Below are 23913 nucleotides of genomic sequence, written 5' to 3' on the forward strand. Positions count from 1 at the left end.
ATGAAGTACTCGAGCAAGCGGTATTCTGTTGGGGGGTCAGCTTAATTTCCCGGCCTGCCTGACCGCAATTTTCGTGTTCCGGTTGAGCATCAGATCGGATATCTCCAGCTGGTTTCCAGTCTCAAGGGAAAGGTTCTTTCTTCGCGAAAGCGCCCTGATTCGGGCCGTCAGCTCCTTAAATTTGAACGGTTTCACGAGGTAATCGTCAGCGCCCGAATCCAATCCTTTGGCAATGTTATCAGTGGTTCCGAGGGCTGTCAGCATTAAGATGGGGACGTCGATAAAGCCCAGCTTCCGTATCTTCGTACAAACTTCCAGGCCATTCATACCGGGAAGGACAATGTCCAGAATTATCAGGTCGACTTCATTCTGGGTCAGCAATTCCAATCCGGTGGGACCATCGTATGCAGCAAAGACCGAGTAGCCTTGCTCTTTCAATCCTTTTTTGATGAATGCAACCACATTCTGTTCGTCCTCTATCAGCAGAGTATGTTCATCGTTGTGAAAACAAAGAATCGCTTAAAGGTAATTTCATATAGATTTTTTCAAGTTAAGCTGAGGTAATTTTTGGAGAAAAAAAGGCGAAGGAGAAGGCACAGGCGAAGGAACAGGCCGAAGGTCTGAAATTGAGAGTGGTTAGGCGGACGCAGTCCGGATGGGGTGAGTAAATATATAATCCGGCAACAACCAGGCATCACACTGACAGGTCTGCCGACGCTGTCAGGTGAGCCAGGAACAGGCCGAAGGTCTAAAATTCCGCAGCTCTTCAGGCTCGTTTCACCATCCCAACCCCCTGTCGGGTTCACGGACCACCGACAGGGGGCGCACAAAAAAAAATCACCCCGCCGAATCTTCTTCAGCGGGGTGATTCATTTCATCCGGTGGTTACAAATGGGCTATGCAACCGGTTCGTCGCCCGACGTGGTGTCGGTGGCATCACCTTCAGCCGGTGTTTCTTCTTCTTCCTCAGGTTGCGGCAGTGGCGTCGAAGAGCCATAAATGACATAATCGTTGTAATACGCTTCGTTGACTCCGTTCCAGTACCGTTTGCCAGCATCGCATATTTTGGAAATCATGGCATATAACTCTTTGCCTTTCTGAAGCCGCTTCAGACTAGCATCATCGCGTTGATCAACGACTTTCTTCACCTCGTCAATCGCGTTATCCAAATCATCACAGTCTGCATTCAGACCATCGATAAATGCCTGCATACCATCGGCGGTGTAAACTATTTCACTGTATCGCTCGGTGGTTTTTACCAGTCCACGCGCGTAACGTACCAGTTCATCATTCTTCAGGGCCGATGTGGCAGTAAAACGAAAGCTCTGCAATTCCGGCGAACCGTCTCCAAATAACAGCCCGATACGCAGTTCGAACATATCAAGCGAACGCCGCAATGCCCCGCGACTGTTCTTTTCAGCTGTCCGTTTCATTTTGAGTACTCCCTGCCAGTAATCGTCAGGCTCAATGTCCTTATTCTCCTGAACCTTGCTTGCCAACTCGGTTTCGTATGCAGGAGAAAACCCCAGGGAGAGAAAAACCTCCTTATCCCGGGTGTATAGGTACACCATGTGGTCGCCACGCTGGGTTAATTCGGCATAACCAAAAGAAAAATTTGTGTTTTCTGATGCCATGTAGTCAGATTTTTAATGTTAGTTGTTAGTCAGCAATCCGTTGGTGAAGGATTGCATTGTCGTTCGTATTCGCGAAGAAACAACTGTTCTTCGGTATAGTACATCCCGAAAATAGATAAGAATCCTTTTCCATTATCTTTTCGGGGAAGAAGTATGGTTTGCGGGAACAATATCCCGTATTTTCGACTGTACAGCGCCTGAAGAGCAGTCAGGACGAGTCCCGATTCCTTAAGGACAGCATGAATGCTCGTCAGGACAACTCAACTGGTCGTAAGATTCCACCAAATGCTTGTCAGGACAGCTTGCCGGTCATTCAGGACAGCATGAAAATTCTTAAGGACAACTCGAAAGCTCTTAAGGACAGGTCGCCAGGCCGTCAGGATACCTCAAAAGGTCGTCAGGACAGGTCGCCAGCTCCTAAGATTCACTCTGCAGTTCTTCAGGACAACTGTAACGAAGAGCGAAAAGTAGTCCTTACGTGTTTTCAGGTTGTCCTGACAAGATTTTCATATGTCCTGAAAGGATTTTTACCTGTCCTGAACCAATTTCGTTTAGCCCTGAGGACCTGTTTGCCGGCCCTGAAGCCATTGGCCTGTCTCCTGACGATAAACCGGGCAGTCCTTAACCTATCCGATGGTACGAAAATGCAATGGCAAGCACTCCTGACGGATAGAATACCCGGGTAAAAACCGTTTATCATAGCTAATACCGTAAAAGTTCCTCAAAGAACGCTTACGTTCGTTCCGGAATTGAAAAAAGAAAGCCTCCGGCCTCCGTGCTCCACTGTTCCAACCTTCCGCTAAAGTTTCCGTTTTCTGTCCTGGTAACGAATGAGTTTTTAACTTAAGTAAAAAATATGTTTTATGCCAAAAATTTTGATGAATGGCTCGATTTCTTCCATGAACGGCCGGATCTGATATGCAAACGAAAATTATGATAATCGGAAATGGGGGTCTATAAAGGAACTGAAAACCAAATTCAGAAAGTTTTTTATTATCTTGAAATGCCTTGAACGACCAACAAATGAAAACTGACCGAAGCAAATTAAAAATCCACTTGACAAGCTTAAGATATAAGATACCAAAGGTACACATAACACTCCCGTATGGGAAATATATGTTACTTTTAGTACACATATAAACTAGTTGGCAGCAAGCTTAAAAGAAGCCAAAGCTTTATTAAAGAAACCATGAAAAAAGAAGAAATTAACGAAATCTCAATTGATAAGTATGACGAAAAATCATGGGAACCGCTGATTACTTTTTTCTGGAATAGATATAATAAAAGATATTTCTTCCCTATCAAAATTCTTCAAGACCATGACGATTTTGAAATTAGGAATAATTGTGGTTTTCTAATCGCAACTATTGATTGTATTTTAATTGAAACTTTAGAGCAGTATTACAGTGGACAAGACGAAAGCACGGGAAAAAATCACGACCCTTTTTACTCATTCTTCAAACGTTCCGAAGCTTTTAAAGGCGTAATTCAAAGTGACAAAGATGCTGGAAAATTTGCAGGTCTTGTAAGGAGCGGATTATTACACCAGTCAAAAACAAAGAAAGCTTCTGTAATAAACAAGAGAAAATCAACGCCAATTATTGGCTGGATAGACAGTAGTGATAAAAGTAAAGGATTTGAAATAAATAGAGACTTATTTCATTTGACTGTACATAATGAATTTAATAAGCTCATTGAGAATTTGAAAATTCAAGAGAATAAAGATTTGAGAGAAAAGTTTAAATCAAAAATTTTGACATTAATTGAATAAAAGCCAGCTGCCAACAAATTGTAAATTGCATTGCGGGGTTCGTGCGGTGTCGTTCGCTGGATTCTCGTTTCGCAGTTCCGTGTCCTTCGGACAGGAATGCTCTTCGAAATCCGCAACGACAACTTACAAGTGACCGTTGTGTGCCATTTTGGGTAGGGAAATTTTGCAATTTAAATTCTATAACAGAAAATAATGAATCTGATAATTTTATAAGTAAAACAATGAATAAACTGTAAAAACTTAAACAAAATGGAAACAAAAGTAATCCTTCATAATTCGGTAAGTTTAGATTGTTCTTACGTTGGTTTGACCCCAAATATGGAATTACATTATCAGATTGTGAGCGCCTATAAATCTGATGCATACATGGTTGGTTCCAATACTGCTAAAACAGGAATTTCAATGTTTGGAGAAACAACAAATGAAGAAAAAGCAGATTTTATAAAACCCAAAAAAGATGAAGCCCTGTCATATTGGATTATACCTGATACAAAAGGAATTATGAAAGGTTTTTTGCATTACTATCGAAGATTTGAGTTTTGCAAAGATGTAATAGTTTTGGTGTCGAGAGCAACACCTGTTGATTATTTAAACTATATGAAAGAAAGGGAATATGAATATGTTATCGCAGGTGAAACTTTTGTTGATTATCAAAATGCCATAAAACAACTTGCAGAAAAATATTCGATACAGACCATCTTGGTAGATACAGGTAGTAAGTTAGGAAATGTTTTACTAAATGATAACCTTGTAGATGAAATTAGTTTAATTGTTTCCCCGGAAATAGTTGGAAAATCTTCTGCAAATTTATTTGAAAATATAGAATCTAAAGTTGAGTTACAATGTACTCGCTGTGAACTGTTAAAAGATAGCTACAGTTGGCTAACTTATAAAATAAAAACGGCACACAACAAATTGTAAATTGCATTGCGGGGTTCGTGCGGTGTCGTTCGCTTGATTCTCGTTTCGCAGTTCTGTCCTGTCGGACAGGAACGCTCTCCGATTCCGCAACGACAACATGTACCAACCGTTAGCGGCAATGTAATCAGCCTCTTGCGATAAAAAATAAAACTTGCCACAATAGAGAAAAACGAGATATGGTGACAATAAAAAAAATTGTCGAAAATAAGAAGCAGTTCCTTGATCTATTGTTGTTGGCAGACGAACAGGAAAATATGATTGACAAGTATTTACCTGGTGGAGATTTGTTTGCTTTATATGACGATGATTTGAAAAGTGTTTGCGTTGTTGTGCCGATAGATAGCGAGACCTGCGAGTTGAAAAACATAGCAACATACGAGAAACATCAAGGCAAAGGGTACGCTAGAGCACTGATAGATTTCATTTCTGATTTCTACAAAAACGACTACAAAACAATGCTTGTCGGGACTGGCGAAACACCGACAATCTTGTCATTTTATGAAAGTTGTGGGTTTGAAAAATCACATCGAGTAAAGAATTTTTTCATAGAGAATTACGACCACCCTATTTTCGAGGACGACATTCAACTTATTGATATGATTTATCTTAAAAAGGATTTATTAGAATAGCATGAATGTATTACAAACGAAATAAAATGCAGAAAAAATAAACACTACCGCTAACACCTTGTAAATTGCATTGGGTGTCCGTTGTAAATTGGGCGTCATGCAGGCGGACCATGAAACAGACGTAAAAAATTTAAAGAGTAAGAACATGAAATTTAATTGGAACCCAGATTTGTATGATGACAAACATGATTTTGTTTTCAAATTCGGTGAGGAGATTGTGAAGCTTCTGAACCCTCAAAAGGGAGAAAAAATTCTAGATATCGGTTGCGGTACCGGAGACTTAACTAAAAAGATATCGGAACAATGTGGAAAAGTCATTGGGATAGATAACTCCAACGAGATGATTCAAGCGGCGCAGAAAAAGTATCCGGAGATTTCGTTTATTCACGATGATGCAATAAATTATCAACTTGATGATACATTTGATGCGATATTTTCAAATGCTGTTTTACATTGGATTACGCAACCAGATACTATGATTCAAAATGCAAACCGACATTTAAAAATCGGTGGTAGATATGTTGTTGAATTTGGCGGAAAAGGATGCAATTATTCGATAATTAATACGCTGAAAGAGCAGTTGGACAAAGAAGGATTAAATTATCCGAGCATAGAAAGCATGTTATATTATCCTTCAATTAGTCAATACTCAACAGTACTTGAAAATAATGGATTTGAAGTTAATTTGGCGTTGCTATTTGACAGACCAACTGAACTAAAAGGAGGAATAAACGGGCTTCATGACTTCATCGAAATGTTTTTAAACTGGTTATTTAAACATGTTTCTGATTCAGATAAGTCGGCTATTATTAAAAGGACTATTGATAGTTTAAAACCACAAATCTTTGACGGGAAATCCTGGCTTGCTGATTATAGACGGATAAGGATTGTTGCTCATAAGAAAAATGAAATTAAATGAGATGCTCGCGTATTGCACAGATGCCGTAAGACCTGTAACTTTTAAAATAAAGTTAATCGAAGAAAATGAGTAAGGGATTTTTTACAAATAAAAACTCGAAACCAACTGATGTCGAGATTATAGATATTGTCGGTAAAACTAAAGACAATTTGGAACTTTTATTCCGGTATTTGACTGATGAACTACGCCTAAAAGGGGAATTGAAATTTTACGGAATCAATTATGGTTGGGCATTAAGATTTAACAAATCAGGAAAATCTGTAGTCTCAATTTATCCGCACAAGGATTGCTTAACTGTTCAGATTATTTTAAATAAAAGTCAGACAGATTTTGCATTGTCATCTGGATTTGATTCAAAAATTGTTCAAACGATTAAAAATACTGAGCCAATTCATGAAGGCAAATGGGTTTATTTAACGGTTGATGAAAGAACAGAAATTAGTGCTATCAAAAAATTGGTAGATATAAGGATTAAAATAAAATAACGGTTGTCAACACATGGTATAGTACATGCGGGTTCAGCGGTTTTTGAGCATTCGTGACTCGTAAAAAAGGTCGGTGTAAACTGATAGGAAATCGCTTTGTACTCCCGCACGACACCATACCATCAACCGTTATACAACATGATGATCCTCCCAAATGATTGAGTGAAGTAAAGAATGAAAATGACCGGGACCGGGAACAGGTATAATTCGTATGGTTTCTTGCTCTGTTTCACTTAAAGGAAAGAGTCCACCGTTGTCAAACATCTGACTTCATGTCGTGTAACAAAAAAAATAAAATGTAAAATTAACCGTTTAGCTTTCGAATATTCTGTAAAAATTGTACCTTGCTTTTGTTAAATAGCATAGCTTTTCGTTGTGTTTAATGTTTGAGGGGGGCTCCAAATACTTTTTAGAGAAAGTATTTGATTTTAATATTATGAACAATTATCAAACATTAAAAACCAAAAAAATGAGTTACAAAAAAACGTTATTTCCCCTAATTAGTTTGGCATTCCTGCTTACTTGTTTCAGCTGTGATCTTCTTAGAGATGCTGAAGGAGGATATACTGAGCCCGACCCATGCGATAAGACAAAAATAGAAAATGAAGAAGAACGCACCTTCGAAATTAGTTGTCATGTGACAGATCAGAATGGAGATCCTGTCAGCAGTGTAACAGTAGTTTATGACTTCATAAAGGAGTATTGTGACGGAACCCTTAAAGGAGATTTTTCATTTACCGATACGCCTAATGAAAATGGATATAGTTCTGCTGGGAATTGGGTCACTTATAAATATAACAACGAACTTGATCATGTATTTGTTAAAGTTTATATTGAGGGTTCTATTTCCAGCTCTGTTGATGAGGTTTTTTACTGGGATGATGTAGATGAGGAGTATATACTTGATTTAGCAAATCGAAAAAAGATCGTTAAATCCTATGAAATAACCCATAACATTGATTAGCGGAAAGGTGAATAGCTAGTTGCGAGAGAAAGGCATTTCGTTAGCGTCGATCCGGGGATATAGCTTCGGATCGACACTAACATGGCTGATTTGTACTTTGCAATACATTGCTTATTATGCAATCAATGTATAGCTAATTTGACAAACCAAACCCGTGAAATTTAAATCATCGTTTTATTCGTCCTGGCTCAATGTCATACGGGAAAAGTTAGTAAAATTGCCTTGGAAGGGAATTGGGGACGCCTTCTGAATGACCTGAACGAAGACTTATACACCAAATTGTATTTCCATCAAGATACACTTGAAAGTTTTGACAGAGTGTGGCTATTACACCCGATGCGTAAATACAAATTCAAAAATGACAGCTTAATAAGTTACCGAAAATCTGAATTGGAATCCGATTCAGCAAATAAAGCGATTTAGGAATATTGGATTAAAAGAAACAAATAAAAACCAACCATAACATATCGTCATATGGCACTTATTAAGGGTCTGGCAGGATTTCTTCCAGAAATCCTTTTAAATTATTCCTATCATATTTTTCCACAGTTAGTGAACTTAATGCATCTTTACCCACGCAAAACATTTCAGCCTTGGAATGAAGGAAAAGAACCAACATACCAATGACCATCGCAGTAGTCTTTTCAAGCTTTTGAGCGGCTTTTTTCGCAGCAAATTCAATGTTTGGACGATTGTTACCTCCATCCTCGTACTCGTTGGTATTTATGGGTATTTCCTAAGCTTTCGCGACATCCAGGTGTTTCCTTCGCAGCACAATTTTGCCGTTGGCTTTTACGACGACCGTGCCAACGGGGGCCATTCGGAGATTGTACAACATAGCGTCTCCGATTCGATTATCGCTCTCGATTTCCAGTTAAAGAAAGGATTTCTGAGCCCGTACGTCGGGATAAGCATCGGCCCCACCCGGGACAGCATTATCAATCTGACCCACTACAACCAAATCAGGTTGACTGCGTCTGCAAAGGGAATCAAAAACATCAACTTCTCGTTGTATACCCGTAACCCGTATTTCCGGAAAAAGGGTAACAGCAACGATTTGAATTTCTATACCCTGGTGGAGATTTCGCCGGAGGAGAAACAATATGCCATCGATGTCAACCAGATGAATGTGCCCGATTGGTGGCGCAGCCTCAATCATATCTCCCCGCAGGAAAAAATCAAACCCGACCTAAAGCATGTGTATAATTTCAACATGGGAAATGCCTACGTCCCATTGCTGAATACGACCTGCTCATTGCACATATACTCCATTTCAATTGTTCGGGATAATAGCCGGCTAGCCATCATGCTAATCATTTCATGGTTAACATTCTTCATCCTTTTAGTTATCATTTATCACCTCCGCGCCTGGTTACAACAAAAGCAGGTTTCCATCACCATCTCCTACCGCTCCGTGGAAGTAGAGGAAGAGAAACAACCGGCTGAAGACTTTATCGGTTATATCAACCGGAACTTTCAGGAGCATGAGCTTTCACTCGAACAGGTGTCTGAGCATACTGGCGTCACGCCGCGCCGGATCGCCCAGTTCATACAGGAAACCTACGATTGCAACTTCAAAACCTACATCAATCGCATCCGCATTAACGAATCCAAACGGTTACTCCGCGAAACCGATTTACCTATCGGCGAAATTGCCTTCAAGGTAGGATTCGGTAATCAAAGTCATTTCAACCGCGTTTTCAAAAACCAGACCCAACAAAGCCCTTCACAATACCGTGAAAGTGTGCGCTAGCGAGTTGCACTTTTTGCAAAAAGATTTCCATTTTTTGTCAAAAGGAAGAAGAAGCTTCCGCTTAATATTGCGCTGCAGAGAGTCAATTGCGGCATGAGATAAGTGCATTGTATTTGCTGCCTGCCGAGTCTGACTTTTTTGAATAAGCCAATAAACATTAAACCAACATAAATGAATTTCATGATGAAAACCAAGCTGACCGGCATTCTGATGTTGAGTTTGCTTTCACTATTTGCCTGTCAGAAGAAAGATAACCCCAATACGCTTTCCGTTTCTCCGTCACAGATTAGTTTTTCGAAAACCGGCAGCAATACACTTATGTCGCTCCAGACCGATGCAGATTCATGGAATATCAGCAATCCGGCCTCCGACTGGCTTGTTATATCGAACACCAGCGGGACCGACAAGAATGCTCAGATCTCGTTGAAAGTGGAAAGCCAAACGTTGACTGTCCGCACCGATACGCTCACCATTATGGCCGGTAATGCCAACCCGGTTCACGTGGTGGTATCGCAGGCATCGTCAGACTATCTCTATAATCTTTCGACCAACGAAAACAGCTTCAGTTTGAAACGCTCGGGTGATTCAGCCATACTCACCGTTACAACCGATGCGCCGGAATGGGCCATGAGCGCGGATGCCGATTGGTTGCAGCTGAGTAAAACAGCCGGCGGACAAGGCTCGACCAGCGTTGATTTGACAGCACCCGAAAATATCGGAACCGATGCGCGAACCGCGACTCTTACCCTGACCGCCGAACATGCTCCTACGGTTGAAATTACCTTTACACAAAAAGGTGAGATTTACCCCAACTACAATACCTCGCCACAAACACCCGATGAAACCGGAATGACCAGTACTGCTGCTGAATTGGCTGCAAAAATCAATCTGGGCTGGAACCTGGGAAATTCACTGGAAGCTACCGGCGGAGAAACGGCCTGGGGAAATCCGAAAACGACCAAGGCATTGATTGATTTGGTGAAACAAAGCGGATTCAACGCCATTCGGATTCCTTGTTCCTGGAATCAATATGCCAATGCTGCTACGGCCGAAATACAGGCTGACTGGCTGCAACGGGTGAAAGAGGTCGTTCAGTACTGCATCGACGATGATATGTATGTTATCCTGAACATCCACTGGGACGGCGGCTGGTTGGAGAAAAACTGTACACAGGATAAACAGGAAGAAGTGAATGCCAAACAGAAGGCCTTCTGGGAACAGATAGCCACGACGATGCGTGATTTCGACGAGCACCTGCTCTTTGCCAGCGCCAACGAACCCGCCGTAGACAATGCGACACAAATGGCGGTGCTGGAATCGTATCACCAGAGCTTCATTAATGCCGTGCGTTCAACCGGGGGGAAAAACAGCTACCGGGTACTTGTTATACAAGGTCCCTCGACTGACATTGAGAAAACCAATAAACTGATGACGACTTTGCCAACCGACGAGGTTGCCAACCGCCTGATGGTTGAGATTCATTACTATACTCCCTGGAACTTCTGCGGAATGACTGAAGACGCCGACTGGGGTAAAATGTTCTATTACTGGGGGAACGGCTATCACTCCACCACCGACACCGAACGTAACGCAACCTGGGGTGAAGAATCAACAGTAGATGATTTTTTTGGGTTGATGAAACAACAGTTTGTCGATAATGGAATCCCGGTGGTTATGGGAGAATTTAGCGCCGTACGCCGTTCGGATTTGACCGGCGATGCGTTGACATTGCATTTGGCTTCGAGAGCTTATTTCCTGAAGTATGTGACGCAAAAAGCAAAAGAAGACGGAATTCTCCCGTTTTATTGGGATAATGGTTCGATGGACAATAACAATTGTGCTATTTTTAACCGAAACAACGATACCGTATTCGATCAGCAGTCACTGGACGCTTTGGTTCAGGGTGCCAATGCTGCTCAATAGCTGGTATGGTTGTCTATGATGAAATGAACACGGAAATTCAAACCTATTATTATTCATATCATGAAGAAAACTTTGTTTCTGTTTGCCTTGCTGGGAAGCGTACTGCTTGGTAGTCCGGCGACGGCCCGCAATCATTCGCAGAAAGCGGCTGAGAAAGTCAGAACCATTAGTGTCGATTACAACCAGGTAAAGGGCGATTTCAATCACATGTTCCGGGAATGTGTCGGTGCCGGTCGGGCCAACGAAGGTTTGCGCGCCGACTGGCAGCAGCAGCTGGCTGTCGCTCACAAAGATTGCGGCTTTCAATACATCCGCATGCATGGCCTCTTAACCGATGACATGGGAGTATATAAAATGGACCGAAACGGAAAACCGGAATACAACTTTCAGTATATCGATGCGCTGTATGATTATATTCTGAGTATCGGAATGAAACCGTTTGTCGAACTGGGATTCATGCCTAATGCTCTTGCCAGTGGTGATAAAACTATTTTCTGGTGGAGAGGCAATGTAACGCCGCCGAGGGACTATGATCAATGGGCCGATTTAATCCGCCACCTCGTACAGCATTTCACTCAACGTTACGGCGCCGATGAAGTGAAAACATGGTACTTCGAAGTATGGAACGAACCGAATCTCTCAGGCTTCTGGGCCGGAACGCAGCAGGAGTACTTCAAACTTTACAAATACACTGTCGAAGCCATTAAAGGCATCGACAAGGAGTACCGTGTAGGAGGTCCTGCTACAGCGGGTGCGGCCTGGGTTCCTGAGATGATCAATTTTTGCGAAAAGAACCATGTTCCCATCGACTTTATCAGCACCCATACCTATGGCGTAAAACAGGGCTTCCTGGACGAATACGGAACCACCGGTACCGTGCTGAACAAGGATAAATGGGCCGTAAGTGGCAATGTCATCCATTCGCGCAAACAAATATCCGAATCATCGATGCCCAACCTGGAGTTGCACTACACCGAATGGAGTGCCTCCTATACTCCCCATGACCCGATTCACGACAGTTACCATGAAGCGGCTTACATTCTCGAAAAACTGAAACAGGTAGGTAATGCAGCCAATTCGATGTCGTACTGGACCTTTACCGATATCTTCGAGGAAGCCGGACCACGATTTACCCCGTTTCATGGCGGCTTTGGCTTGATGAATTACCAGGGGATCAAGAAGCCGGCTTTCTTCGCTTATTCTTACCTGAATAAGATGGGAAAGACGGAACTTCAGGATGCCGACAGCGCTTCATGGGCCTGCAAAGATGCCGACGGAGATATGCAGTTGCTGTTTTGGGATTTCACCTATACCCTACCCGATTCTGTCAATAACCAGGCGTATTACATCAGGAATTTGCCATCCAAACCGAAAGGTAAAGTGAACGTGGAACTTAGTGGTGTGCCTGCCGGAAAATATCAACTCGAAGTGTACAGGATTGGCTATGACATTAACGATCCGTATACGACCTATTATCAACTGGGAAAGCCGAATCAACTCAGCCGGCAAGAGGTCGCCTTCATCAAGAAAAAGAATAGTGGCGCCCCGGTTGCTGAAGACTTGATTCAGGTCGACACGTCAGGCAAATTCAGCAAGGAATTCCCGCTAAGGGAAAATGACGTGTATTTGGTGAAGTTGGTCAAGCTCTGATTGAAACGAAATACCTTAAAAAAAAGAGATACGCAGACCTTTTGAGTATCTCTTTTTTATTAACCTATGAAAATCGACTATTCCGATGCTCCTCCACCGTCAATGGTTTGAATGGAACCAGCTTTATTGTATTTCAGCCCGGTCACTTCAGCACTTCGCAACGATATTTTCCCGTAACGACGGTCACCTGTATATGATGACCATTCGATGGTGAAATCAGAATTAGATACCTTGCTTATATGGCGTGTTGATGGTTGGATGAATCATGTTTTGGAGTTGCTGTGCGGCATCAGCATTAGCACTTAACAGGCTTTTGAAAAGTGCAATAATGCCTGCTTTATCCAGCTCCGTTTTCGTTTCGGTTTTTATATTCCGTAAATCGATGAAGAAACCGGAATACAGCGTAGGCTGATCGGTAACAATCTCCGTATTCAGAAAATTAACGGCGTTGTAAATCTGATGATAATTCCCTTTTGTTTTCCGGATAACGAAAGTGTCGTTTCTCAAATTGGTAATCGTAGCATACTTCTCACATTGCTGAACACAGCTACCATCCATTTTAGTTTTATGACATCCGGTTACCTGATGAAACAAACACTGTCTGTTCGTCATTAATTCGATTGGGTGAAAGATGCTGCAGTACAATTTGAAATCTTCAGGTACTTTTATCGACATCCGCTGTTCTTTACTTATCTCATTGGAAAGAAATGCGCCGGAACAGTTGAAACTTTCCTTTAAACATCGCAGGCTATAGGAATTCGCACTATTCAGGTAGGGCCCGGCTATCCAGGAAATCCCTCTTTTCCAGGCTTCAAAAGCGATGCCTGTATTGTTGGTTACAATACGTTTTGGTTGCAACTCATCAAGAAATTCTAAGGCTGCCTCATAATCGTCACCGATTAATACGGACGGGAACCATGGTATTAGTTTTGTATGCTTTTTAAACAGGTCGATAAACCCGGTATTTCCCTTTTTGAAACGATTCGGAAGCTGAAAGTAAACATCTATTGAGGCATCATCACAAATGTCCACATCGGCGGGCGATGATATCAACACGGAAAGAGCAGGCTTACCTGGGTTCTTCTGTTTCTTTAAAACCGGAACATTTACAGGGGCAATCATTTCTCTCGAACCATTCAATATGAACAGTACTCTTTTTTTAATCGACGTGAGTTCCTTAAAAGGCAGATAGAGCGCCGTATCGAAATCAAGCTCCATATGCCTGATGAAATATTCCGTATCATTTATCGCTTTCAGTCTCTTCAGTATCATCTTGCGATCGATAGCTTCGGTACCAACATCGACCAGGTTAACCGATGAAAGTACATCAAATGATGTGTCCGCAGTTTCAACCGATACTTTTAACGGAGCGCCGCACTTCCCGGAAATACGTATTGTTAGGGGAAGCTTCGCTGTATCAAATTGTTCTATTTCATTTTTAATGTACGCCCTGAGATTTTCCTTTTCGTCGTTATACTCCGCTAAGCCCTTCTTCCTTTCATCTTCTGAAGAATAATGATTCACATTCAAAAAGTGTTGGGTTGAATGACTCATCGGATTATCAATAAACATGTCCCGATGAATTTCGCCTTTTAAGAAACCGTTTGTGAAATCGCGGTTAAACACCTTGTAAAGCTCGCTGTTGTCATCAATCAGACTGTTTTTCTCATAAAAGTGATGAAGCTGTTTTCTCCAGGCATTCACCACCCGATACACGTATTCAAACTCCTTAATCCGCCCTTCAATCTTGAGTGAGTCAACCCCTGCATCATACAATTCCCGTAAATCGAAATAAGCCGAATTATCCTTCATGTTAAGCGGGTACTCTTTACCGGCAGCGGTTTTTACATATTTTTCCCGACAGGGCTGACTGCATCGGCCCCGATTCCCCGAGTTCCCTCCATGAACCGAACTCATATAACAGAGGCCCGAAAAAGAGATGCAATAGGAACCATGAACAAATACTTCGGTTAGGACACCGTTGGCATGTGCGACAGCCGTCAACGCTTCAATTTCATGAATAGCTAACTCTCGTGAGAGATTAACCCGCTCGGCATTCAGTTGACGTAAAAACTGGATTTGACCTCGATTATGGGTGGTCAGTTGCGTCGATGCGTGTATATTGAGCCCTTTGAAATATTTCGACAACAGATGAAAGACACCTAAGTCCTGAACAATCACCCCATCGATAGCTGTATTAACTAATCGATTCAGCAACTTGACAAGCGCCGGAATTTCACTATCCAACACAATGATATTGAGCGTTAGGAAAACCTTGCAACTGTTTTTATGCGCTAATCGTACAATTCCCTGCAAATCTTCGAAGCTGATATTTGCTGCCCGGTTTCTCGCATTAAATTTACTCAAACCACAGTAAACAGCATCGGCCCCGGCAAGAATTGCCGTTTTTATGGAATCAATATCCCCTCCAGGTGACAGCAATTCAATTTTTCTTTTCATCATTCTTCAGCGTGAGGTAATTGGCATTAACGGTTTGGCCATGTGGAGTGTGGGCTTTCGAAGCACTTCACTTTTCCCAAATGCCCGGGACACGGAGCCAATTCGTTTATTCAATATTTCAAATTTTTCGTCAATCATCAAAGACGAATTGGCGGTGTTGCAACAAACAACTACAATTGGATTGCCCGCTGACACCCACATTACATTTTGTTGAACGAACCCTAAAGGTAGCAAAAGTGCCCAGGCTCCAATACCTTTAAGGTTCATACGAAACCAATATATCATGAAAAAAGCCCCACGTTAATGGAGCACGCTTGTATTTCACTCCCACCCTAACATGAAGAATTCAAGACCATATAGAACAACCTTTTAATCAAAGTCTAACCATCTTTTAAACTGGGATGATTTCTCCTGACTTACAATTATATCTCCGTAAAATTCAGGATTCAGTTTAACCAGCAACTTGCTTTTCGAATACACATCTGTTGACCTGATGGCCTTTATATTTACAATTAGCTTCCTGTTGGCCCTGAAAAACTGTCGTGGCTGCAAGATTCTTTCCAGTTCATCCAGTGAATATTCAACAATAAATTTGTTCTTATCAAAGGTTGTTAAAAATACCAGTTCATCGCGGTGGAAGTATGCTACATCATTAGTATCGATTGCAAATAACTTATTACGGGATTTAACAAGAAAACGCTCTTTGTAATTTGTTGTCTCAACGGTGTTGTTCCCTATTAACTGTTTAAGTTTATGTAATATATGATCGTCAATTGTTGCATGAAACGCTTTAAATTTATCCAGACTTTGATTCAGGCGTCCCTGCTTAAAAGGTTTTAGCAAGTAATCTACACTATTGGCTTCAAATGCCTGAATGGCGTATTGATGATAAGCAGTTGTAAAAATAATTGGAACTTTAAGGTCAATTTGCTTAAACAGCTCGAATGACAATCCATCGGATAAATAAATATCGAGAAATAGCAAATCGGGCATATTGTTTTTTTCAAACCAGTTGATTGCATCTTTTATACTGGTAACCCATCCCGAAATTTCAATCTCCGGATCGTACACTTTAAGCATCGATTCCAGGTTTTCAAAGGCTGCTTTTTCATCTTCTATGATTAATACTTTCATAGTTCTCTACATCAATTAATGGAACTTTTACGACAAACTCAGTATCGTTATTCATTATTGAAATTTCTTTGTTAATCAGGTATCTATAGCGATTATTCAGATTCTGCAACCCCACCCCTGTTGCGTTTTTTTGAACGTTTTTAGCTGTTATGTTATTTTTAATGACCAGTTCGTTGTTGTTTGCTACAGAAACTGAGAACATGAGCTTGTTGTGCAAATCCAACTTATTATGTTTTAAGGCGTTTTCGGCCAATATTTGCATCGTTAGTGGTGGAATATGCTTATCCATAAGTTTTTCAGGAACGTTCACATTAAATTCAAATGCATCGCCAAATCTCTTACCTATCAGAAATGCATAATCGCGTGCAAAATCCAGTTCCTTTTTTAGTTCAATTAATTCGTTGTTCTCATTCTCCAGTACATAACGATAAATGTCAGCTATTTTCAAGAGATAGTCTTTCGCCAATTCCTTGTCCTTGTCAATTATATTATAAAGGGTGTTTAACGTATTGAATAAAAAATGCGGGCTGAGTTGCTTTTTAAGGGAGTGAAATTTAGCTTCTGCATTTTCTTTTTTAAATCGTTCCATTTTAATAAGCGAGTTTCTCAGGTTTTTGTTTGTTTCGTACAGAGAAACTGCCAGCACAACAATAAATGAATAGCAAATTGCAACAAGATTAGTAGTTAGCAAATCAAAAAATGTAATTATCACTTTATCGTCGGACGCAAATGCCAGCATCAGAAAAATACCGGATGCACTTACGAGGATTAGTACAAATATTATATCGACACTGACCTGAACAAGAATACGATGCAAATTACTTTTTGAAAAATTTTCCCGATTTTTAATATATGAATTAATGAAAAACAAGCCTTCAGTTAAAATTGCGGTTGATACAATCGTTCCTATATGTTGTGACAGGCTGTATTCTTTTGGATAGTCGTAATAAATCTGGAATATGAAATTGATTGTAATGTACAACAAACTACCTGCTACCAAATAAAACAGGACTTTAAGCAAAATAATATTTTGTTTACGAATTGTTTCCATTAAAATTCTATCTTATAGTTAAAGACCGGAACCATTCCCAAATTATAAATATGTCTGATTTCATCATTGTAAAAGTCGTAATAATTACGTTGAATATTTTTACGATTTGTGGCATTCTGAATATCTAACGAGAAAATATGCGCTGTATTTTTTCTGTTTATCCTAAAGCTTGCGCTTACATCAATTCTGAAATAATGCGGCAACTGCTTTGTAAACCGCTCTTTCTGAACAACAATAGTGCGTTCCTGTTCTTTTGTAGCTACTTTATCTATCGGGGTGTAACGCTGGCCTCCGGCATACACCGCTTTTGCATTTAGTCCAAGAATTTTATTATTCTTGCTTCCCATGTAGAATTCCTTTCCACCGAGAATATTAAAGGCATAATTTGAATTGTACTGTGTATTATACCATTTCATGTCGGCTGCCCTGAATTTTGAATTGAACAATGAAGCGGTAATCATAAAATAATATGAGTTGCTAAAACTTTTTTCAAGCGTTAGCTCAATACCATAATTTCGTCCAATGCCACTACTCTTAAGCGAATCTGAGTTCCAGCCATCCCATTTTTGACTAATGGTTGAAAACGTGCTGTTAGGATTAACTGCTATAGGTACATTGTACAAATGTTGGTAGTACACTTCAGATTTAAACATAAGGTTGTTGGCTATAGCATTGTTGTAACTTAAAACAAAATGAGCTGTTTTTTTCAGTTTTAAGTTCTTATTCGGATAACTATATTCCGTTTCGTTTACAGGAATACTCATGAAATAAGCAATTAATTCCTCATGACGGCTATATATTCCGCTGGCAAACCCGATACTCTGCTTGGGTGTGAATGACCATTCGATAGCAAATTTGGGCTCGAGAGAATGTGAGTTACCCAGATTCATATAAGAATAAGCCAATCCAAAGTTTGCTGTAATGGATTTACTTAAGCGGTATTTGTTTTGATTAAATACATAATAGTACCACGAATTTCCTTTTTTATTGATGTTGGATTCTAACTTCCCCGATTTTCTTTCATTTGCCATCATATTGAAGCCAATATAACTATAATTGAAACCAAATCTTGAGGTTAGTTTTGAATTAAACTTTCTATTTACAAAAGAAGAAAACCTAAGCGCATAATTATTAAACCTGTCTTCATAAATTTTATGAAGGATATAATCATTGTTAAGCTCGAAAACATTGTCCTGGCTGTAATTCCCTGAAACTGAAAGGACCGACTTTATATATGATTCTTTTCCAATATGAGAAAAGTGTGTAACTCCGCCGGCACCCATACCGGTTTTAAAATAGTCTTTTTTATTGCTGTCCCAGCTATTCCATAGCGTAGAATCGGCAATGGCATCTGCACTTTCTGTATTGCTGTTTCCGCCTATGCCCCAGATTGAAAAAGTGCCTGCTTTTTTAGTTGGAAAATTAAGCTTGAAAGATAAATCCTGGTAATGAGGTGTTTCATCTCCCATTACATCAACACCAATTTTTTTTAAAATACTAAGAGTTGAATACCTGTAATTAATAAGATAAGATGATTTACTGTTTTTATTAAATGGCCCTTCAGTTGTTAAATCAGTACCTAATGCACCAAATTGAAAAGCATTTTCGTTTCTGTCCGAATTGCCATTTCTTAGCCTAATATCAAATACCCCGGAATAAGCATTATTGAATTCGGCAGGGAATGCCCCGGTATAAAAATCGGAAGTACTTAACATATTGGCATTTAAAATGCTTACAAACCCTGCGGCATATCCTTCCTCGGCGAAATGGCTTGGGGCAGGAATCTCTACGCCTTCCAGCCGCCAAAGCAAGCCGTTGGGTGAATTTCCCCTGATAATAATTTGGTTGGTAGCATCATCGCTACTGGTAACCCCTGCATATGATTGTGCCATTCTGCCTGGATCGCTTATACTGGCAGCATATCTTTTGGTTTCTTCTACCGAAAAAGATTTTGAACTCAGTGTTGCCATTTCATTCAACGCCTTATTCTTTTTAGAAGCAACAACCTTTACTTCATTCAAACTGGTAATCGATTCGGTTAATTTTATTTCGAGATATACTTCTTTTGCAGAGCCAACCATTATGTCGGGGATGGTCACGGGTTCGTATCCTATAAAGTTTACCCGGATTGTCTGCCGACCAACAGGTACATTTTCTAAATAAAACATTCCCTCACTATTGCTGGTACATCCTTTCAGCGGCTCTGTTCCCAAAATGACAATAGTTGCTCCGGGTAGTGGTTGTAATGATTCACTATCCAGTATTTTTCCTTTAATTGTTTGAGTAATTTCCTGACTATAGCAATTTGTTGATAAAACTAAGGTGAAAAAATAAAAAACGTATCGCATCATTTTCATTATTCTTTAAATATTTAAACCAAAAAAAGAATAATGTGAAATGACGATAAAGAGAGAATCCTTGAAACCGGAAAAAAACTATATAGAACCGAATTTTCAAGGCATAAACAAAAAATGGTATTAATCACCAATAAGAATGAATTTTTCGTGGGACCGGATTATTGAGCACCTAAAAGGTTTCTTACACTCGCATGCAACGTTTAGTATATGAATACTAGCCGACTGCGTGGCACTTACCTGCCAAACTACAAGAAAGCCGAAGCGGTCTGAAGCCCTTAAAACACGACTGTATCGGCCATTATTTTTATACATTGTTTTGCGTTCGTACTTTTTATTTCTTAGTCAATTTGCATATCATAAAATCGCTTTCCTGAATATCAAATTTACCATATGAATAGTCTCCATAAATTGTTGTGATTTCCATATCTGTTTTCGAAATCATTTCTCTCAATGAGCCTAATCGGATTGGTTTAAAATTTATTTCTAAATACCTTTTCTCTGTCATTATGTTCTCAGAATTATAAATCTCATAAAACTGATAACCAGAAACAATATTCTCTTTCTCATTGTAATGATTTGTGTATGACAGAACCATTTCTTTGTCTTTGTCAACAGAAAATTTTCCTATAACCCTCATCTTTCCATCTGCCTGTTTCAGTCTGTTTTTTGGGTTTTGCAAAGTCAAAATAAAAGTCCCTCCCGTTTCAAGGTGGTCTGAAATACATTTTAACGCTTCTTGTTGTTTTTCTGTTGTTAATATTTCGCTTAGAGAATGAAAAGGTAATATTATCAATTCAAATTTTTTATTAAGCTTAAGATTAGTCACATCCATTTCCACTAAGTCAACAGAATAACCTTCATTGTTAATTTTTTTATTGAATGAATTAAGCATTCCTTTTGAATAATCGACGCAGGTCATTTTTCTGCCAGATTTTAACAGTGGGATTGAAACACGTCCAGTTCCACACATTAATTCCAAAATTTCTTTGCCAAATCCTTCTGTTTCTTTGAGGAAAAATGGAATATCAAAATCTACATTGACATAAAAATCATATATGTCAGCGACTTTATCAAATTTTATAGTTTCTTTCATTTTTTTCCAGGGTCTTTGTTAGTATGACGCACAACGGCTGGTACATGTTGTCGGGGCGTTCCGATACTTCGGAATCGGAGAGCGTTCCTGTCCGAAGGACACGGAACTGCGAAACGAGCCCCGAAGCTTCGGGCGCAATTGGCGTACCACCGAACCCCGCCCTGCAATATGTACTTTATTAGCGGCTGGCATTTTTATTCTTTCTTTAAGTATGGATTAAAAGCTATTTCCCAAAGATTTCCATCAGGGTCTGCAACATAACTGCTATATCCACCCCAAAATACTTTCTGGGGTTCCTTTACTATCTTAACTCCTTTGTCACTTAGTGATTTTATTAAATCGTCAACGTCCTTCTCGCTCCAAACATTATATGAAATAGTAAATCCTTTGAATCCATTACCAGTTGAATCGATAGTCGCATCTTTAGCTAATTCTTCTCTTGAATACAAAGCAATATGAATTCCGTTTAATTGGTACAAAATCAAGTTGTCATTACTCATTTCCGAACGTTTCCAACCGAATTTATTTTCATAAAAATCTATGGAAGTTTTTAAGTCATTTACCCCCAATGTCATAAAAGTTATTCTTTGTTCCATCTTAATATCATTTTTGTTTTGTCCAAAACTATTTGTTGTTATTAAAATTAATATGCTCAATAAACCGATGATTTTCATAAGTTTTATTTTAAGGTTTACATTTTTTGTCTGTCAAGCATCTCTTTTTGAACCGATTTACTTAATGAGGACAACACTAACTGATAGGACTGATTTATCATTTCTTTTAACACTTCATCAGGCACATCTCCATTCAAATCAACGGAGTTCCAATGGCTTTTATTCATATAATAGCCTGGTCTAATACATGAATATTGGTTTCTCAATGAGAGACCTAAAGATGGCTCACTTTTTAACGTGATTATATTCCGTCCGTCTTTGTCAACACATATGGCTGCAAACATTTTATCCATTATAAGGAATCTATGCCATTGCCATTCAGTTTTAAAGTCCCGTGTTACACTATTTTTGGTCATTAGATAATCTTCAATCCATTTATGTTTCATAAAATAGTCCGTTTAGAATTGCCTGTTTCACTGTGTGTGTATGCTTGCCGCTAACGGTGGTGGTATGAGGTCGTGGCGGTCAGACGAGAGTCTGAGTGTCCGACCGAAACTGGGGTTGGGACGAGATTCGACTTGTCGAATCCGCACTGCCCAGCCATGCCTTATACCACGTGTTAGCACTCGTATTTTTCTATATTTCATATTGGTAATGTCCAATTATTTTGTAGCTAAATAAACAGTCCTCAAGAACCTGTCCACCACCAATGTTATGAACCATTAAATATCGTTGTCCATCAGTTGATTTCAGTCTAGTTACGATTCCAATATGAGTTATTCCTCCTCCTAGGTTCCAACAAACAATATCTCCTGGTTGATAGTCTTGCGGATTGTCTGTAATTGTCATTACTGTACCATGTCTTGTGAAAAATGTCATTAAATTTGGAACTCGTCTATGGTCAATATTTTTGTCAGGATGTGATAGCCCCCAATTTTTAGGATACTTGTCAAAATCTAATTTCATGTCCTCATGAACTTCTTTTTGTAAGTCAATACCGAGTTTTCTGTAAGCTCTAATTACAACATCTGTACAAACTCCTTTGTCTGCAGGAACATCTCCATTTGGGTATGCTATTACTCTATATGTCGGGTCATAAGTGACTTTATGATGTGTCAGAACTAGTGCTGAGTCAGCAAGTCTTTGATAAAAATTTGTCTGTCCATTGGCAAGACCAAATGTCAGAAAAAAAATAAATATGAGTATGTGTTTCTTTTTCATAATATGAGTGCTAACGTATGTATATATCGCATATATATTTCGGCTTGCAATGTCTTGTAAACCTATGTTTTATATTTCAAAATTAAGTCTAACGGACTTTTTATTTTTGCAAGAGATTTAGTGCTCACGTGGGTGTAAATCTCTGTTGTTGTACAAGATTTAAATCTCGATATACTTCGGTCAGTTTTCATTTGTTGGTTGTTATGGCTCATCAAGTTAATAAAAAACTTCCTGAATTTGGTTCTCAGTTCCTTTACGGATTCCCATTTTCAATTATCATAATTTTAGTTCGCATACCGGGTCGGTACGTTCATCATCAAAAACCGACCATTCATCAAAAAAAAGTGAGAGAAGTTACTCCGGCATACCCTACTTTCGACAACGCCAAACATTTTTATGGCCGGCCTGTTTTAAGGTCTGAAATGGCAATGTGTTTCTACAAAGGACACGTCTTGTCGTAATTCGGTTCATGATCATCAGACCAGTCAATTCTACAACATGACGAATAACGCAAAATATACTTCTCAAATAACCACGGTTTCGCGAAGCCTGGTTTTTGCTTTGTTCTTTCTTACTTATTTTCCTGTACGGGCATTATCGGCTAATACTCATTGCGCTGAAAACGCATTGCCAAATCCGGTAGAAAAATCGAAAATGAAAGAACTGCCCTTGACTATTTTGCCCGTTACCGAGGATAACGGATTGCCAATGGTCTTTTTTATTTCGGGCGACGGAGGCTGGATTAAAACGGACAAGGCAGTCAGCAAACTGCTGAATGAACATGGAATGCCGGTGGTCGGCCTAAACGCGCTGAAATATTTCTGGAAAGGAAAAACACCGGACGGTTCGGCAGCTGAATTTTCAAAAATCATTAGCCATTACATGCAACACTGGAACCGCCATTCGTTTATTTTGGTAGGCTATTCGTTTGGGGCAAGTGTGGTGCCGTTTATTGCAACACGATTGAATGAGCAGCTGAAGAGCTCTCTTAAAGGTGTCTATTGTTTTTCGCCGGAAGAAAAAGGTAATTTTAAAATCAGGCTTTCCGACTTCCTGTACCGAAAATATGGAGGGAAATACAAGGTACTACCGGAATTAAAGAAGATTACCCGGGTTACGCCGGTTTGTGCTTTTGGGAAAGGGGAAGACAAAAATATCAGAAAGCATTTCTTACCGTCGTCGGGACTACGAATTGTCATACTTCCGGGCAAACACCATTATGACGACAAATTTGCGAGAGTAGCAAACGTTATTTTGAATGATTTTCAAGTCAACTAGCCTGAGTTCGGGATAAAATCCAGGCAAAACCGGATTCTGAATCTCGGCAACAAGTT

The 23913-nt window shown here is 39.8% G+C and carries 20 protein-coding genes; 10 read left to right on the forward strand and 10 right to left on the reverse strand.

Annotated features, from left to right (window positions below; translation table 11 throughout):
* Positions 1-36 precede the first annotated feature (36 nt).
* Together T426_RS24390 and T426_RS0119390 are read right to left on the reverse strand one after the other, a co-directional pair.
* Entirely contained in the window at positions 37-516 is a 480-nt protein-coding gene (locus T426_RS24390; RefSeq protein WP_081782470.1) for a response regulator transcription factor, read from the reverse strand.
* A gap of 380 nt (positions 517-896) precedes the next feature.
* The gene (locus tag T426_RS0119390) at positions 897-1634 is read right to left on the reverse strand and encodes a hypothetical protein (protein WP_025865050.1); all 738 of its coding nucleotides are present in this window, start codon (positions 1632-1634) and stop codon (positions 897-899) included.
* 1189 nt (positions 1635-2823) lie between these two features.
* Between T426_RS0119390 and T426_RS0119400 the strand changes: the two genes are divergently transcribed.
* From T426_RS0119400 to T426_RS0119440, 9 genes are all read left to right on the forward strand, one after another.
* The gene (locus T426_RS0119400) at positions 2824-3405 is read left to right on the forward strand and encodes a hypothetical protein (protein WP_025865048.1); all 582 of its coding nucleotides are present in this window, start codon (positions 2824-2826) and stop codon (positions 3403-3405) included.
* 249 nt (positions 3406-3654) lie between these two features.
* A complete protein-coding gene (locus tag T426_RS0119405) occupies positions 3655-4326 on the forward strand; it encodes a dihydrofolate reductase family protein (protein ID WP_025865047.1) in 672 nt (223 codons plus the stop codon).
* 176 nt (positions 4327-4502) lie between these two features.
* Positions 4503-4955 (forward strand): GNAT family N-acetyltransferase, encoded by a 453-nt coding sequence (locus tag T426_RS0119410; protein WP_148303778.1) that lies wholly within the window; start codon positions 4503-4505, stop codon positions 4953-4955.
* A 145-nt stretch (positions 4956-5100) separates the two neighbouring features.
* Positions 5101-5874 carry a class I SAM-dependent methyltransferase gene (locus tag T426_RS0119415; protein ID WP_027586156.1) on the forward strand — a complete coding sequence of 258 codons (774 nt, stop codon included), beginning with the start codon at positions 5101-5103 and terminating at the stop codon, positions 5872-5874.
* A 65-nt stretch (positions 5875-5939) separates the two neighbouring features.
* Entirely contained in the window at positions 5940-6359 is a 420-nt protein-coding gene (locus T426_RS0119420) for a DUF3788 family protein (protein ID WP_025865044.1), read from the forward strand.
* 469 nt (positions 6360-6828) lie between these two features.
* Positions 6829-7323 (forward strand): hypothetical protein, encoded by a 495-nt coding sequence (locus tag T426_RS0119425; RefSeq protein WP_148303777.1) that lies wholly within the window; start codon positions 6829-6831, stop codon positions 7321-7323.
* A 598-nt stretch (positions 7324-7921) separates the two neighbouring features.
* Complete coding sequence (locus T426_RS0119430) at positions 7922-9076, forward strand: helix-turn-helix transcriptional regulator (protein WP_025865041.1); 1155 nt, start codon at positions 7922-7924, stop codon at positions 9074-9076.
* Positions 9077-9256: 180 nt separating this feature from the next.
* Positions 9257-10999: a cellulase family glycosylhydrolase gene (locus T426_RS0119435; RefSeq protein ID WP_159103344.1), complete on the forward strand. Its 1743-nt coding sequence runs from the start codon at positions 9257-9259 to the stop codon at positions 10997-10999.
* Between the two features lie 60 nt (positions 11000-11059).
* The gene (locus T426_RS0119440) at positions 11060-12649 is read left to right on the forward strand and encodes a GH39 family glycosyl hydrolase (protein WP_027586157.1); all 1590 of its coding nucleotides are present in this window, start codon (positions 11060-11062) and stop codon (positions 12647-12649) included.
* A 222-nt stretch (positions 12650-12871) separates the two neighbouring features.
* Here the strand turns inward: T426_RS0119440 and T426_RS0119445 are convergent, their stop codons facing one another.
* From T426_RS0119445 to T426_RS0119485, 8 genes are all read right to left on the reverse strand, one after another.
* Complete coding sequence (locus T426_RS0119445; protein ID WP_199898635.1) at positions 12872-15112, reverse strand: peptidase U32 family protein; 2241 nt, start codon at positions 15110-15112, stop codon at positions 12872-12874.
* A 366-nt stretch (positions 15113-15478) separates the two neighbouring features.
* On the reverse strand, positions 15479-16243 hold the full coding sequence (locus T426_RS0119455) for a LytR/AlgR family response regulator transcription factor (protein ID WP_025865036.1): 765 nt from the start codon (positions 16241-16243) through the stop codon (positions 15479-15481).
* Entirely contained in the window at positions 16218-17294 is a 1077-nt protein-coding gene (locus T426_RS25335) for a sensor histidine kinase (protein ID WP_025865035.1), read from the reverse strand. Before T426_RS25335 ends, T426_RS0119455 begins: the two co-directional genes overlap by 26 nt.
* Complete coding sequence (locus T426_RS0119465; protein ID WP_025865034.1) at positions 17294-19645, reverse strand: TonB-dependent receptor; 2352 nt, start codon at positions 19643-19645, stop codon at positions 17294-17296. Before T426_RS0119465 ends, T426_RS25335 begins: the two co-directional genes overlap by 1 nt.
* A gap of 337 nt (positions 19646-19982) precedes the next feature.
* Positions 19983-20744 (reverse strand): class I SAM-dependent DNA methyltransferase, encoded by a 762-nt coding sequence (locus T426_RS0119470; RefSeq protein WP_025865033.1) that lies wholly within the window; start codon positions 20742-20744, stop codon positions 19983-19985.
* A gap of 194 nt (positions 20745-20938) precedes the next feature.
* Positions 20939-21418 carry a VOC family protein gene (locus T426_RS0119475; protein ID WP_199898634.1) on the reverse strand — a complete coding sequence of 160 codons (480 nt, stop codon included), beginning with the start codon at positions 21416-21418 and terminating at the stop codon, positions 20939-20941.
* A 17-nt stretch (positions 21419-21435) separates the two neighbouring features.
* Entirely contained in the window at positions 21436-21804 is a 369-nt protein-coding gene (locus T426_RS0119480; protein WP_025865031.1) for an MmcQ/YjbR family DNA-binding protein, read from the reverse strand.
* Between the two features lie 190 nt (positions 21805-21994).
* Entirely contained in the window at positions 21995-22579 is a 585-nt protein-coding gene (locus tag T426_RS0119485; RefSeq protein WP_025865030.1) for a DUF1287 domain-containing protein, read from the reverse strand.
* Positions 22580-23077: 498 nt separating this feature from the next.
* Here T426_RS0119485 and T426_RS24400 point away from each other — a divergent pair, with 498 nt between their 5' ends.
* Positions 23078-23857: an AcvB/VirJ family lysyl-phosphatidylglycerol hydrolase gene (locus tag T426_RS24400; protein WP_025865028.1), complete on the forward strand. Its 780-nt coding sequence runs from the start codon at positions 23078-23080 to the stop codon at positions 23855-23857.
* Positions 23858-23913 lie beyond the last annotated feature (56 nt).

Origin of the sequence: Prolixibacter bellariivorans ATCC BAA-1284 (assembly GCF_000621705.1) — a bacterium.
Lineage (GTDB): Bacteria > Bacteroidota > Bacteroidia > Bacteroidales > Prolixibacteraceae > Prolixibacter > Prolixibacter bellariivorans.

Coding starts and splice junctions, on each gene's coding strand:
- T426_RS0119390 (WP_025865050.1), bottom strand. CDS start 1,634: ATGGCATCAGAAAACACAAATTTTTCTTTTGGTTATGCCGAATTAACC.
- T426_RS0119400 (WP_025865048.1), top strand. CDS start 2,824: ATGAAAAAAGAAGAAATTAACGAAATCTCAATTGATAAGTATGACGAA.
- T426_RS0119405 (WP_025865047.1), top strand. CDS start 3,655: ATGGAAACAAAAGTAATCCTTCATAATTCGGTAAGTTTAGATTGTTCT.
- T426_RS0119410 (WP_148303778.1), top strand. CDS start 4,503: ATGGTGACAATAAAAAAAATTGTCGAAAATAAGAAGCAGTTCCTTGAT.
- T426_RS0119415 (WP_027586156.1), top strand. CDS start 5,101: ATGAAATTTAATTGGAACCCAGATTTGTATGATGACAAACATGATTTT.
- T426_RS0119420 (WP_025865044.1), top strand. CDS start 5,940: ATGAGTAAGGGATTTTTTACAAATAAAAACTCGAAACCAACTGATGTC.
- T426_RS0119425 (WP_148303777.1), top strand. CDS start 6,829: ATGAGTTACAAAAAAACGTTATTTCCCCTAATTAGTTTGGCATTCCTG.
- T426_RS0119430 (WP_025865041.1), top strand. CDS start 7,922: ATGAAGGAAAAGAACCAACATACCAATGACCATCGCAGTAGTCTTTTC.
- T426_RS0119435 (WP_159103344.1), top strand. CDS start 9,257: ATGATGAAAACCAAGCTGACCGGCATTCTGATGTTGAGTTTGCTTTCA.
- T426_RS0119440 (WP_027586157.1), top strand. CDS start 11,060: ATGAAGAAAACTTTGTTTCTGTTTGCCTTGCTGGGAAGCGTACTGCTT.
- T426_RS0119445 (WP_199898635.1), bottom strand. CDS start 15,112: ATGATGAAAAGAAAAATTGAATTGCTGTCACCTGGAGGGGATATTGAT.
- T426_RS0119455 (WP_025865036.1), bottom strand. CDS start 16,243: ATGAAAGTATTAATCATAGAAGATGAAAAAGCAGCCTTTGAAAACCTG.
- T426_RS25335 (WP_025865035.1), bottom strand. CDS start 17,294: ATGGAAACAATTCGTAAACAAAATATTATTTTGCTTAAAGTCCTGTTT.
- T426_RS0119465 (WP_025865034.1), bottom strand. CDS start 19,645: ATGATGCGATACGTTTTTTATTTTTTCACCTTAGTTTTATCAACAAAT.
- T426_RS0119470 (WP_025865033.1), bottom strand. CDS start 20,744: ATGAAAGAAACTATAAAATTTGATAAAGTCGCTGACATATATGATTTT.
- T426_RS0119475 (WP_199898634.1), bottom strand. CDS start 21,418: ATGAAAATCATCGGTTTATTGAGCATATTAATTTTAATAACAACAAAT.
- T426_RS0119480 (WP_025865031.1), bottom strand. CDS start 21,804: ATGAAACATAAATGGATTGAAGATTATCTAATGACCAAAAATAGTGTA.
- T426_RS0119485 (WP_025865030.1), bottom strand. CDS start 22,579: ATGAAAAAGAAACACATACTCATATTTATTTTTTTTCTGACATTTGGT.
- T426_RS24400 (WP_025865028.1), top strand. CDS start 23,078: ATGACGAATAACGCAAAATATACTTCTCAAATAACCACGGTTTCGCGA.